Origin of the sequence: Bacteroides caecimuris (genome assembly GCF_001688725.2) — a bacterium.
Taxonomy (GTDB): Bacteria; Bacteroidota; Bacteroidia; order Bacteroidales; family Bacteroidaceae; genus Bacteroides; species Bacteroides caecimuris.
This window is the reverse complement of sequence record NZ_CP015401.2, coordinates 3,019,169-3,032,081: the sequence shown is the minus strand read 5'-3', so window position 1 is coordinate 3,032,081 and position 12,913 is coordinate 3,019,169. Positions and strand designations below refer to the sequence as shown.

Annotated in this window: 10 protein-coding genes; 7 read left to right on the top strand and 3 right to left on the bottom strand. The window is 43.5% G+C overall.

The features are described from left to right. Positions 1-17 precede the first annotated feature (17 nt). The 3 genes from leuD to leuB are packed head-to-tail and all read left to right on the top strand — an operon-like array spanning position 18 to position 3,264. Positions 18-614 carry a 3-isopropylmalate dehydratase small subunit gene (leuD, locus tag A4V03_RS13195; RefSeq protein ID WP_065539225.1) on the top strand — a complete coding sequence of 199 codons (597 nt, stop codon included), beginning with the start codon at positions 18-20 and terminating at the stop codon, positions 612-614. Continuing rightward, on the top strand, positions 596-2,143 hold the full coding sequence (locus A4V03_RS13190) for an alpha-isopropylmalate synthase regulatory domain-containing protein (protein ID WP_065539224.1): 1,548 nt from the start codon (positions 596-598) through the stop codon (positions 2,141-2,143). Before leuD ends, A4V03_RS13190 begins: the two co-directional genes overlap by 19 nt. Before the next feature lie 59 nt (positions 2,144-2,202). Further along, on the top strand, positions 2,203-3,264 hold the full coding sequence (leuB, locus tag A4V03_RS13185) for a 3-isopropylmalate dehydrogenase (protein ID WP_004311790.1): 1,062 nt from the start codon (positions 2,203-2,205) through the stop codon (positions 3,262-3,264). 208 nt (positions 3,265-3,472) lie between these two features. Here the strand turns inward: leuB and A4V03_RS13180 are convergent, their stop codons facing one another. Continuing rightward, complete coding sequence (locus tag A4V03_RS13180) at positions 3,473-4,162, bottom strand: phosphatase PAP2 family protein (protein ID WP_065539223.1); 690 nt, start codon at positions 4,160-4,162, stop codon at positions 3,473-3,475. A 94-nt stretch (positions 4,163-4,256) separates the two neighbouring features. Continuing rightward, the gene (locus A4V03_RS13175) at positions 4,257-6,092 is read right to left on the bottom strand and encodes an LTA synthase family protein (RefSeq protein WP_084081152.1); all 1,836 of its coding nucleotides are present in this window, start codon (positions 6,090-6,092) and stop codon (positions 4,257-4,259) included. A 131-nt stretch (positions 6,093-6,223) separates the two neighbouring features. On the opposite strand from A4V03_RS13175, the gene cysK reads away from it, so the two are divergent. Both cysK and A4V03_RS13165 read left to right on the top strand, forming a co-directional pair. Continuing rightward, positions 6,224-7,174, top strand: coding sequence for a cysteine synthase A (cysK, locus tag A4V03_RS13170; protein ID WP_065539221.1), 951 nt, complete (start codon positions 6,224-6,226; stop codon positions 7,172-7,174). Between the two features lie 27 nt (positions 7,175-7,201). Then, positions 7,202-8,020: a tetratricopeptide repeat protein gene (locus tag A4V03_RS13165; RefSeq protein WP_065539220.1), complete on the top strand. Its 819-nt coding sequence runs from the start codon at positions 7,202-7,204 to the stop codon at positions 8,018-8,020. A gap of 205 nt (positions 8,021-8,225) precedes the next feature. On the opposite strand, the gene recQ is transcribed toward A4V03_RS13165, so the two are convergent. Next, complete coding sequence (gene recQ / locus A4V03_RS13160) at positions 8,226-10,034, bottom strand: DNA helicase RecQ (protein ID WP_065539219.1); 1,809 nt, start codon at positions 10,032-10,034, stop codon at positions 8,226-8,228. Positions 10,035-10,303: 269 nt separating this feature from the next. Between recQ and A4V03_RS13155 the strand changes: the two genes are divergently transcribed. Further along, positions 10,304-10,768 (top strand): helix-turn-helix domain-containing protein, encoded by a 465-nt coding sequence (locus A4V03_RS13155; RefSeq protein ID WP_065539218.1) that lies wholly within the window; start codon positions 10,304-10,306, stop codon positions 10,766-10,768. A gap of 96 nt (positions 10,769-10,864) precedes the next feature. Continuing rightward, positions 10,865-12,913: a dipeptidyl-peptidase 3 family protein gene (locus A4V03_RS13150; protein ID WP_065539217.1), complete on the top strand. Its 2,049-nt coding sequence runs from the start codon at positions 10,865-10,867 to the stop codon at positions 12,911-12,913.

Genomic DNA, 12,913 nt, shown 5'->3' with positions numbered 1-12,913 from the left:
AAATCGTAAATAAAAAGATGGCTAAGACAAAATTTAATATAATCACAAGTACTTGTGTACCTCTTCCTTTAGAAAACGTAGATACCGACCAGATTATTCCGGCACGTTTCTTGAAAGCAACCACTCGTGAAGAAAAATTCTTCGGTGATAACCTTTTCCGTGACTGGCGTTACAATGCAGACGGTTCCTTGAACAAGGATTTTGTGTTGAACAACCCTACCTACAGCGGACAGATATTAGTGGCTGGTAAGAACTTCGGTTCGGGTTCCAGCCGTGAACACGCAGCCTGGGCAATTGCCGGCTACGGTTTCCGTGTGGTGGTATCCAGCTTTTTTGCCGATATTCATAAGAATAATGAGTTGAACAACTTTGTGCTTCCGGTGGTTGTAACCGAGGAGTTTCTGCAAGAATTGTTCAATTCGATAGAAGCAAACCCGAAGATAGAAGTGGAAGTGAATCTTCCCGAACAGACCATCACCAACAAGGCGACAGGTAAAAGTGAACATTTTGAAATCAATGCTTACAAGAAACTTTGTTTGATGAACGGATTGGACGATATAGATTTCTTGTTAAGCAATAAAGATAAAATAGAAGAATGGGAAAAGAAGGCGTGAAAATAGAAATCATGGACACAACGCTCCGTGATGGTGAACAAACCAGCGGAGTATCTTTCGTGCCTCATGAGAAACTAATGATCGCCCGTTTGCTGTTAGAAGATTTGAAGGTAGACCGGGTGGAGGTTGCTTCGGCGCGTGTGTCGGACGGTGAGTTTGAAGCCGTGAAGATGATTTGCGACTGGGCGGCCCGTCGTAATCTGCTCCATAAAGTGGAAGTGCTCGGCTTTGTTGACGGGCATACTTCTGTCGATTGGATTCAGTGTACTGGTTGCCGCGTGGTTAATCTTCTTTGCAAAGGTTCACTGAAGCATTGTACGCAACAACTGAAAAAGACACCGGAAGAACATCTGGCAGATATCGTTAATGTGGTGCATTATGCCGACGAACAGGATATAACCGTCAATGTTTATTTGGAAGATTGGAGTAACGGTATCAAGGAGTCTCCCGAATATGTATTCCAGTTGATGGATGGATTGAAAGAGACAAGCGTCAAGCGTTATATGTTGCCTGACACGCTGGGTATCTTGAATCCCTTGCAAGTGATAGAGTATATGCGGAAGATGAAGAAACGTTATCCGAATACCCATCTTGATTTCCATGCGCACAATGACTATGATTTGGCGGTGAGCAACGTTCTTGCAGCTGTATTAAGCGGTGTCAAAGGACTGCATACTACCATCAACGGACTGGGCGAGCGGGCAGGAAATGCTCCTCTTGCGAGTGTGCAGGCTATCTTGAAAGACCATTTCAATGCGGTGACCAATATCGACGAGAGCCGTTTGAATGATGTCAGCCGGGTAGTGGAGTCTTATTCGGGAATTGTGATACCAGCCAATAAACCGATTGTAGGTGAGAATGTCTTTACGCAAGTGGCAGGTGTACATGCCGACGGAGATAACAAAAATAATCTCTACTGTAATGATTTGCTTCCCGAACGTTTTGGCCGCAAACGTGAATATGCGTTGGGCAAGACAAGCGGTAAAGCCAATATCCGCAAAAATCTCGAAGATCTCGGATTGGAGCTGGATGAAGATGCTATGCGCAAAGTGACGGAACGTATCATCGAACTGGGCGACAAGAAAGAATTGGTGACACAGGAAGATTTGCCGTACATTGTTTCTGATGTGTTGAAGCATGGATCAATAGGTGAGAAGGTCAAACTGAAGAGCTATTTTGTGAATCTGGCTCATGGCTTGAAACCGATGGCTACGTTGAAGATAGAAATCAATGGGAAAGAGTATGAAGAGAGTTCAAGTGGAGATGGTCAATATGATGCTTTTGTTCGTGCATTGCGTAAGATATATAAGGTGACGTTAGGACGCAAATTCCCGATGCTGACCAATTATGCGGTGACAATCCCTCCCGGTGGGCGTACGGATGCATTTGTGCAGACAGTAATCACATGGAGTTATGACGAGCAGGTGTTCCGTACCCGCGGACTTGATGCCGATCAGACGGAAGCTGCCATCAAAGCTACCATGAAGATGCTGAACCTCATCGAAGATGAATACGGGAAGAGCAAGTGAGAACAGCTTGCCTGAAGAATGTTTTTTATAAGAATATATAAATAGAAGAATAAACGATTATGGATTTTAAAATTGCTGTATTAGCAGGCGACGGTATCGGACCGGAGATCTCTGTGCAAGGTGTAGATGTGATGAGTGCCGTTTGCGAGAAGTTTGGCCACAAAGTAAGTTACGAATATGCAATCTGTGGAGCTGATGCGATTGATAAAGTAGGCGATCCGTTTCCGGAAGCAACCTATCAGGTTTGTAAAGATGCGGATGCTGTTTTATTCTCTGCCGTAGGCGATCCGAAATTTGATAACGACCCTACTGCTAAGGTACGTCCGGAACAAGGTTTGTTGGCGATGCGTAAGAAACTGGGACTTTTTGCCAATATCCGTCCGGTGCAGACATTCAAATGCCTGATTCACAAATCTCCGTTGCGTGCGGAACTGGTAGAGAACGCAGATTTTATCTGTATCCGTGAGTTGACCGGAGGTATGTATTTCGGTGAAAAGTATCAGGATAATGACAAGGCGTATGATACCAACTATTATACTCGTCCGGAAATCGAGCGTATCTTGAAAGTGGCTTTTGAATACGCGATGAAGCGCAGAAAACACCTGACGGTGGTAGATAAGGCAAACGTGTTGGCTTCTTCCCGTCTGTGGCGTCAGATTGCGCAGGAAATGGCTCCGAACTATCCGGAAGTGACAACAGACTATATGTTTGTAGACAATGCTGCAATGAAGATGATTCAGGAACCTGCTTTCTTCGATGTGATGGTAACGGAAAACACCTTCGGTGATATTCTGACTGACGAAGGTTCTGTAATCAGTGGTTCTATGGGCTTGCTTCCTTCTGCTTCCACAGGCGAGAGCACTCCGGTGTTTGAACCTATTCATGGTTCATGGCCGCAGGCTAAAGGACTGAATATTGCTAATCCGTTGGCACAAATCCTTTCCGTAGCTATGTTGTTCGAGTATTTCGATTGCAAAGAAGAGGGTGCGCTGATTCGTAAAGCAGTAGACGCTTCTTTGGATGAGAATGTACGTACACCGGAAATTCAGGTGGCTGACGGTGCTAAATACGGAACGAAAGAAGTAGGACAGTGGATTGTTGATTATATCAAGAAAGCTTGATATTCTACTACAAATTACACCGATTCACACAGATTGCTGATGGAGCTGTGTAACAGCCCTTTATAAATAGTTTCACCCACGTTATAGATAGCTATAACGTGGGTGATTTTTAATATTCAGATTTTGTTTGATAACTCCACTTACTCTTCATTCTTCTTGTGGAATATCTTTTTTATCATTTGCAATCTGTGTGAATCTGTGGTGAATTTTACCAGCTTTTAATAGTGGAATATATAATGATACCGAGCACTGTCAGCAATCCTATATAAATAGTGACTGACCATTGTTTTATATCTTTTCTCTTCGTGCGGGTGGAAGGTTCCAAATAAATGGCTATTTTGTGAGCGATAGTACAGAATAACCAGCCGCCGAATCCTCCGATAATACCTCCTACGAGTAAATCACCAGGATAATGTACACCCAAGTATATACGTGTATAGCAGTTAAGAATTGCCCAAGTTACGATGAAAATACTTAGCCAACGTTTACGGAACAGAAATACTACAAACATGGCAAGACCCAATGAATTGGCCGCATGGCACGATGGGAAACCATAACTTCCTCCACGATACCCGTTTACGATATATACCATATTCACAATTGGGTTGTCCGGATTGGCGGGACGCAGGCGTGCCACTACCGGGCGGATGATACTGCTGCACATTTGGTCGGCAAAGGTAATCGTGAGCGCGATAGCTGCCACATAACATACGACTACCTTCCAGTGGAAATTTCTTAATAATATGTATAATATGGTGGCATACATGGGAACCCAGATTATTTTACCCGTGAAGGAACTCATGAAATAATCCCAGAAAGGGGAGTGTATACCATTGAAAGATAAGAAGATATTGGTATCTATCTCCGAAAGGATTTGGACGATTTCGCTATGTGTCATCAGGCTTTATTGATCTATTTTTAACGTCGCAAATATACAATAAAGAATAGTAATGTCCTATATTACCTTATAAATATTCCATATTTCTTAATAATTAGCGTTTGGCAAGATCATCATAAAGCTTCTGTAAGAACGCTTTTCCTTTTTCCAGGTTAGCTCCTTTGGCGGTGCCTTCGTCCAGTTGCACGGTATTGGCGTCAAGGTTGTACACCAATTGGTTATCGGCAGTAATCATTCCGAAATAATCCGGCCGGGTAAAGTACGCGAAATGAGGAGAGCCCGGATTCAGGATATTCTTGCTGAAAGTAAATTCATCGTGCGGCAATCCTAATTGAGCGAGCAAAGTGGCGGCAATGTCAATTTGCGAAGCATAAGTATCTACTACGAGAGGTTGTTTTATTGCACCTCCGATTAAAATCAGCGGAATGGTTTGTCCGTCCAACGGATTTTCTATCGGGTATGGGTATGCACCCTGATGATCGGGAACGAGTACAAACAGTGTGTTTTTCCATAACGGTGTTTCCTGATACTGTTTCACGAAATCTCCCACACAACTGTCGGCATACGCAAAGGAGTTGAGGACTTTATCATCCAGCCTGTGGAACGGAACTTCGAATGGTTCGTGGCTGCTTGATGTCTGAACCAGTTTCAGGAATGGCTCTTCTTGTTTTTCTTCTTTCAGGTCTTTCATCAGGCGCTGGAACAAAACGTGATCTTGTGCTCCCCATTTTCCGGTACGTTCGGACAGAGGGAAATCTTTATCGGAAATAATCTTCTCGATTCCGGAAGATACCAGGTAAGAGCGCATATTGGTGAAATCGGCATCTCCTCCATAGTAATATTCGAGGCTGTATCCTGCATTTTTCAAGCTGCGGGGGATGGAAGGAAGTTTGTCTGTCTTTTCGGGATATTTCATGATGCTGGTACTCGGCTGTCCGGGATATCCGCTGATGATAGATGCCAGTCCGCGGTCTGTGCGGAAACTGCTGCCGTAGAAGTTGCTGAATAATACGCCTTCTTTTGCGAATTTATCCATGTTGACAGCCACATTGGGTTGTCCTCCGAAAGTTTCCATCAAGTGTGTGGAGAAACTCTCAAGGATAATGAAAATAATGTTCGGGCGTTGTGTATTCAATAATTGAGGGATGCTGTCCGTTGCTGCGACTGGTTTGTCCACCATTTCTGCAAATAATTCGTCGGCTATTTTCGGATCCATGAAGCGATACTGCTTATCGAAATTATTCTGATGGGTGGCAGAATACATGAAGCTGAATGCCGGATTTATGGCTGCATGATTCATGCGTTGGTCCTGACTGAAATACACCTTGCTCAAATTCATGGTGGATACGCTGAATCCGCCCCGGATAGGGATGAAGAGTGCCGCTGTCAGCAAAAGCAGTGCAAGCGAGACATTCTGGCGTCGATAAGGTATTTTCAGAGGCTTTTTCTCCCGGATAAGGACACAATAGAAAATACAATATAGAATTGCTGCGTAGATCAATATAGCTAGAATTCCAAGTAGTACGAACCAAAAACTGACACTTGCTATGGCATCTTTGGGAGAAGAGAAGAAATAGAAAATAGGAGTGGCGTCCAGACGGAATCCCCAAAAGCCGTACAATCCCAAGTCGATGATAAAAATGCAGGCCATGGCAAAGGCTATTATTCCGAAATATCCTTGCCGGATGCGGCGGAGTATGGATGAATTTGTCCAGGCGGAAGCAATGAGCAGGATGCTGGGGATAGCGGTCAGATAGCCTGCAAGAGATAAATCCAGCGGTAATCCGTGCCATACGACGCGAAAATAGTCACCCAAAGATGTATTAGTATATAAGTCATGGTAGTAAACCATGAAGATTGGTTTCTGAAGAACGAATAAAAGAACAAATAAAAAATAGGTCGTGAGAAATTGTATAATTCTCTTTTTCATATATGTAAACTTAAAAAGATTGAACGGATACAAAGTTACTATACTTTTCCTTATCTTTCTCATGATGTGGGGTAAAACATACCTTTTTTTCCATATCTTTGTCGTGTCTGTGACAAAAATGAAGTAATAAGATGGCAAAGATTGCAAAGAAACTAACAGATTTAGTGGGGAATACCCCTTTGATGGAGCTTTCCGGTTATAGTGCAAAGTATGGTCTGGAACAAAATATTATTGCCAAACTAGAGGCTTTTAATCCGGCGGGAAGTGTAAAAGATAGAGTCGCTCTTTCGATGATTGAAGATGCGGAGGCTCGTGGAGCATTGAAACCCGGTGCAACGATTATTGAGCCGACAAGCGGAAATACAGGTGTAGGGTTGGCAATGGTGGCTACTATTAAAGGGTATCACCTGATATTGACCATGCCCGAAACGATGAGTCTGGAACGGCGGAATCTGTTGAAAGCGTTGGGTGCGCAGATTGTATTGACAGATGGGCTGGGAGGGATGGCAGCTTCCATTGCCAAAGCGCAGGAATTGCGTGATAGTATTCCCGGTTCGGTGATTTTGCAACAATTTGAAAATCCGGCCAATGCTGCTGTTCATGAACGGACAACGGGTGAAGAAATTTGGAGGGATACAGACGGTGAAGTGGCCGTTTTTGTAGCCGGAGTTGGTACCGGGGGAACAGTCTGCGGGGTAGCCCGTGCTTTGAAGAAACATAATCCGAATATTTATATTGTTGCTGTAGAACCGGCATCGTCTCCTGTGTTGACAGGGGGCGAGGCGGCTTCGCATCGTATTCAAGGTATTGGGGCGAATTTTATCCCGAAGCTTTATGATGCTTCGGTGGTGGATGAAGTGATAGGCGTGCCAGATGATGAAGCGATTCGTGCAGGGCGTGAGTTAGCGGCAACAGAAGGTCTGTTGGCGGGTATTTCTTCGGGAGCAGTTGTGTATGCCGCCCGTCAACTGTCACAACGCCCGGAATTTAAGAACAAAAAAATAGTAGCGTTGTTACCTGATACGGGAGAGCGTTATTTGTCGACCGAATTGTTTGCTTTTGACGCATATCCATTAGATTAATTCATTCACTATAAAAAGACCTGAACCATGGTAAGAATAATTATCGCTTTACTTTTTTGTTTTCCGGCTGTTACCTTTGCACAAACCTATCAGCAATTGTCCGAGAGGGCTATTGAGTGTATCGAAAAAGACAGTCTTCCCCAGGCAGAGGAACTTTTGCTTCAGGCTTTGAAGCTAGAACCGAAAAACGGAAAGAATGCGCTGCTCTTTTCTAACTTAGGATTGGTTCAGCGTCGTTTAGGCGAGTTTGATAAAGCATTGGAATCTTATTCTTTTGCACTGAACTTTGCTCCTTTGGCAGTCCCTATTTTGCTCGACCGTGCCGCCATTTATATGGAAATGGGAAAAATAGACCGTGCTTATACGGATTATTGCCAGGTGTTGGACGAGGATAAGCAGAACAAAGAAGCTTTGTTGATGCGTGCTTATATTTATGTGCTCCGCCGCGATTATCCGGCTGCGAGAATAGATTATAATCATTTATTGGAGCTCGATCCGCAGAGCTATAGCGGACGGCTGGGACTGGCTACTTTGGAGCAGAAAGAAGGAAAATTCCGGGAAGCTCTTGAAATATTGAATAAGATGCTTGCGGCCGCTCCTGAAGATGCGACGCTCTATATTGCCCGTGCCGATGTGGAACGTGAGATGAAACATGAAGATTTGGCGTTGGTCGATTTGGAGGAAGCCATCCGGTTGGATGCTGCCTCGGCTGATGCTTATCTGTTGCGTGGAAATATCTACCTGGCACAGAAGAAGAAAGGGTTGGCAAAAGCTGACTTTGAAAAAGCTATTTCATTGGGAGTGCCTCTGGCTGATTTGCACGAGCAATTGCGGCAATGTAAGTGAAGTTATCAATAAGGCAACTATATTTTTCCGGTTTACATAAGTTAGAGTTTTTGTTATAGACATTAGTTCGTTCCACAGTTGTTTCCCTTTAGTTCCATATATGTGGAACTAAAGGGAAACAACTGTGGAACGGAAAGATAACATTAGTGGAACGAATAATCATTAACCAGGCGACTCGTTAATATATACTATTCAAGAATTTCTTTTATTCTACGAACTGTCTAATCAGATTTACGAAATCCTTTCCATATTTCTTTTTCTTGTGTTCGCCGATACCACTAATTTCTCCAAACTCTTCGATGGTGGTGGGACGTGAGATGCAAAGCAGATGCAACACTTTGTCTGACAGGACGATATAGGCGGGCAAAGCTTCCTGATCGGCAAGCCGTTTTCTTAATCCTCGCAATGCCTCGAACAAATCTTGGCTTTCGCCGCCTGTCGCACCGAAGGGGAGTTCTTTGGTGATAACCACTTTTTTCTTTTTTCCTTTTCGGGTAACAGCTTCCTCATGCTGGATAACTGCCAATGTAGCTTGTGCTCTTCCGAAAAGAATATCGCTTCCGCTTGACGTTATTTTGAGATGGTTATTCTCATTATAAGCAATCTCGAAATAACCGAGTTGGAGCATCTGGAGCAGATAATCCTGCCAGTCACGAGGTGGAATGTCGCGTCCGACACCAAAAGTTTTAAGTTCCTGGTATCCTTTTCCGGTCACTTCCACGGAGTAGTTTCCACGAAGAATATCAATCAATATGCTTGTGCTGATTTGTTGTTCTGCACGTGCGATGGCACTTAATGCTTTTTGTACAATGACTGTGCCGTCAAACCGTTGAGGGGGATTTTTGCAGACATCGCAGTTGCCGCAGTCTTCGGTAGTTGTTTCTCCGAAATAACTCAGCAGGATTCTTCTCCGGCAAATATCCGCTTCCGCATACTGCTGCATACGTTGCAGCTTTTCAATATTGATGTTCTGCTGGTTACTCTCCGTGGCAAACTTGGTCAGCAATATCAAATCACCTAAAGAATAAAACAATACAGTGTCACTTGGCAGACCGTCACGTCCGGCACGTCCTATCTCCTGATAAAAACTTTCTATACTTTTAGGCAGGTTGTAGTGGATTACCCAACGGACATTCGACTTGTCGATACCCATGCCGAAAGCAATCGTGGCGCATACTACCTGAATCCGGTCATTGATAAAATCGTCCTGCGTTTCCTCCCTTTGCTGCGTAGGCAATCCGGCATGATAAACCCCGCAACGAATCCCCTGCTTCTGCAACATCTGAGCTACTGTCTCCGTCTTGTTACGGCTCATACAGTAAATAATCCCGCTTGTTCCCTCATGGCGGCGGATAAATTCAAGGATAGCTTTGTTCTTTTCCTTTGCCTGGAATCCGCGCTTTACCGTCAGACTGATATTGGGACGGTCGAAAGAGGATATAAAAGTACGGGGTTCGACAAGATGAAGTTGGCGAATGATGTCTCCGCGGGTAATTTTATCTGCGGTGGCAGTCAAAGCGATGATCGGTACTTGTGGAAATTGCTGGTGGAGAACTCCCATTTGAGTATATTCCGGGCGAAAATCGTGTCCCCATTGCGAAATACAATGGGCTTCGTCAATAGCGAACAGGGAAATATGCATATCTCGCAATAAATAATCTTTCTCCGCCAGCAATTTCTCCGGTGAAATGTAGAGCAACTTCAACCGTCCCTCAATGCAGGCACGGCGCAGATTGGCATTTTCTGTTTCGTCATTACTGCTGTTCAACGCTCCGGCAGCAATTCCGTTTGCCAACAATGCTTCCACCTGGTCTTTCATTAATGAAATCAACGGGGATACTACAACGGCAGTGCCCTCACTAAGTAAGGCGGGAAGCTGGTAGCAGATGGACTTTCCCCCGCCAGTAGGCATTAGCACTAATGCATCCTTCTTATGGAGGATGTGGCGGATGATGTCTTCTTGCTGGGGACGGAAACTGTCGTATCCGAAATATTTCTTTAGAGTTTCTCTCATGGATGCTTGTTTTAACTTGCTGCAAAGGTACGTTTTTCTTTTGCAATTTCCGCAATGTGTAGATTTCAGTTTCCGAGATGAAATATAAAAAGGTTAAAGTTTCTTATTATTCGAACTTATTCCCTCTTTTTCAATGTTTTTGATTGTTTTATTAGAAAAAAAATGCACAAAATAATTGTGTGTTTAAAAAAAAAGTAAGACATTTGTAACATGTTATGTTGCAAATGAGCAATTAATAACAGATGAACGAACCCTAACCAGTTAATTCAATGAGTGATTTAGAGAACAAAAAAACGGAAGAAACTCCGAAAAAACGTCCCTACAATTTGAGGGAAAAGAAAGAAAAGAAGGCTGCATACAGATCTTTGATTAGACCAGAATTGGCAGATGAGTTGTATGACAAGATTCTGCATATCATCGTTGTACAGAAGAAATACAAAGATCCTGAATATTCAGCTAAGGACCTGGCGAAAGAATTGAAGACGAATACTCGTTACCTTTCTGCAGTAGTGAACTCACGCTTTGGCATGAATTATTCTTGCCTGTTGAATGAATACAGAGTAAAAGATGCTTTGCATTTATTGACTGACAAACGTTATGCCGACAAAAATGTGGAAGAAATTAGTGCTATGGTGGGCTTTGCAAATCGTCAATCTTTTTACGCTGCATTTTATAAAAACGTAGGTGAGACTCCTAATGGATATCGCAAAAAACATCTCGAAAATAAGAAATAATTGCGCGTTCCGAAATTAGTCAAAAGGAATTACCTCTAAATGAAAGATTTTGGAGATAATTCCTTTTCTCATTTTTAATTAATCAATGCTAGCATTATGAAAAAACAACTGATTTTAATGACAATGGCCGCTACGCTTTTAACATCGTGCGGAGGAAGTAAAACAACAACTGCTGAAGCAGACAAATTTGATTATACAGTGGAACAATTTGCTGATTTACAGATATTGCGTTATAAAGTTCCCGGATTTGAGGAACTGACGCTGAAACAGAAGGAACTGATTTATTACCTGACAGAGGCTGCTCTGGAGGGAAGGGATATTCTGTTTGACCAGAATGGAAAATATAATTTGAGAATCCGTCGGATGCTCGAAGCAGTATATACAAACTATCAGGGAGATAAAACAACGCCTGATTTTAAAAATATGGAGGTGTATCTGAAAAGAGTATGGTTCTCCAATGGTATTCATCATCACTATGGTGCGGAGAAGTTTGTGCCCAACTTCTCGCAGGAATTCTTGAAACAGGCTGTACTCGGTATAGATGCCAAGTTGCTGCCGTTGGCGAAAGGGCAGACTGCCGAACAACTTTGTGCCGAACTGTTTCCGGTGATTTTCGATCCGACTGTTATGCCGAAACGGGTAAACCAGGCAGATGGCGAAGATCTTGTGTTGACCTCTGCTTGTAACTATTATGACGGAGTGACGCAGAAAGAGGCAGAGAGTTTTTATAGCGCCCTGAAAGATCCGAAAGATGAAACACCGGTTTCTTACGGGCTGAACAGTCGGCTGGTCAAAGAAAACGGAAAGTTGGAGGAGAAAGTTTGGAAAGTAGGCGGACTCTATACACAGGCAATAGAGAAGATTGTTTATTGGTTGAAAAAAGCGGAAGGTGTAGCGGAGAATGAGGCACAGAAGGCTGTTATCACCAAGCTGATTCAATTCTATGAAACAGGCAATCTGAAAGATTTCGATGAATACGCCATTCTCTGGGTGAAAGACCTTGATTCACGCATCGACTTTGTGAATGGATTTACTGAAAGTTATGGCGATCCGTTGGGTATGAAAGCGAGCTGGGAGTCTTTGGTGAATTTCAAAGATTTGGAATCAACTCACCGCACAGAGATAATCAGTAGCAATGCGCAGTGGTTTGAAGATCATTCTCCGGTAGATAAATCTTTCAAGAAAGAAAAGGTAAAAGGGGTATCGGCTAAAGTGATTACTGCTGCTATCCTTGCAGGTGATCTTTACCCGGCAACGGCTATCGGTATCAATCTGCCGAATGCAAACTGGATTCGTGCTCACCACGGTTCTAAATCGGTGACAATCGGAAATATAACAGATGCTTATAACAAAGCTGCTCACGGAAACGGATTCAACGAAGAATTTGTTTATAGCGATGCGGAAATACAACTGATCGATGCTTATTCTGATTTAACGGATGAGCTGCATACGGACTTGCACGAATGTTTGGGACACGGTTCCGGTAAGTTACTTCCGGGTGTAGATCCTGATGCTTTGAAAGCATACGGCTCTACCATCGAAGAGGCGCGTGCCGATTTGTTCGGATTGTATTATGTGGCTGACCCCAAGCTGGTGGAACTGGGACTTCTCTCTTCTCCCGATGCTTATAAAGCTCAATATTATACTTATCTGATGAACGGTCTGATGACGCAGTTGGTACGTATCGAACCGGGAAATACAGTGGAAGAAGCTCACATGCGCAACCGCCAATTGATAGCCCGTTGGGTATTTGAGCAGGGGGCTGCCGATAAAGTGGTAGAATTGGTGAAGAAAGACGGAAAGACTTATGTGGTTATCAATGACTATCAGAAAGTGCGCGAGCTTTTCGGCGAATTGTTGGCTGAAATTCAGCGAATCAAATCGACAGGCGACTTCGAAGGTGCCCGTGCATTGGTAGAAAACTATGCCGTAAAAGTAGATCCGGCTTTACATGCAGAAGTTCTGGAACGTTATAAGAAGTTGAATCTGGCTCCTTATAAAGGTTTTGTGAATCCGAAATACGAACTGGTGACAGATGAAAACGGAAATGTTACGGATGTCACGGTTTCTTATGATGAAGGTTATGTAGAACAAATGATGCGTTACAGCACTGATTATTCTCCGCTGCCTTCCGTAAACAACTGA

Coding starts and splice junctions, on each gene's coding strand:
- A4V03_RS13180 (WP_065539223.1), bottom strand. CDS start 4,162: ATGACACATAGCGAAATCGTCCAAATCCTTTCGGAGATAGATACCAAT.
- leuD (WP_065539225.1), top strand. CDS start 18: ATGGCTAAGACAAAATTTAATATAATCACAAGTACTTGTGTACCTCTT.
- A4V03_RS13175 (WP_084081152.1), bottom strand. CDS start 6,092: ATGAAAAAGAGAATTATACAATTTCTCACGACCTATTTTTTATTTGTT.
- leuB (WP_004311790.1), top strand. CDS start 2,203: ATGGATTTTAAAATTGCTGTATTAGCAGGCGACGGTATCGGACCGGAG.
- A4V03_RS13165 (WP_065539220.1), top strand. CDS start 7,202: ATGGTAAGAATAATTATCGCTTTACTTTTTTGTTTTCCGGCTGTTACC.
- A4V03_RS13190 (WP_065539224.1), top strand. CDS start 596: ATGGGAAAAGAAGGCGTGAAAATAGAAATCATGGACACAACGCTCCGT.
- recQ (WP_065539219.1), bottom strand. CDS start 10,034: ATGAGAGAAACTCTAAAGAAATATTTCGGATACGACAGTTTCCGTCCC.
- A4V03_RS13150 (WP_065539217.1), top strand. CDS start 10,865: ATGAAAAAACAACTGATTTTAATGACAATGGCCGCTACGCTTTTAACA.
- cysK (WP_065539221.1), top strand. CDS start 6,224: ATGGCAAAGATTGCAAAGAAACTAACAGATTTAGTGGGGAATACCCCT.
- A4V03_RS13155 (WP_065539218.1), top strand. CDS start 10,304: ATGAGTGATTTAGAGAACAAAAAAACGGAAGAAACTCCGAAAAAACGT.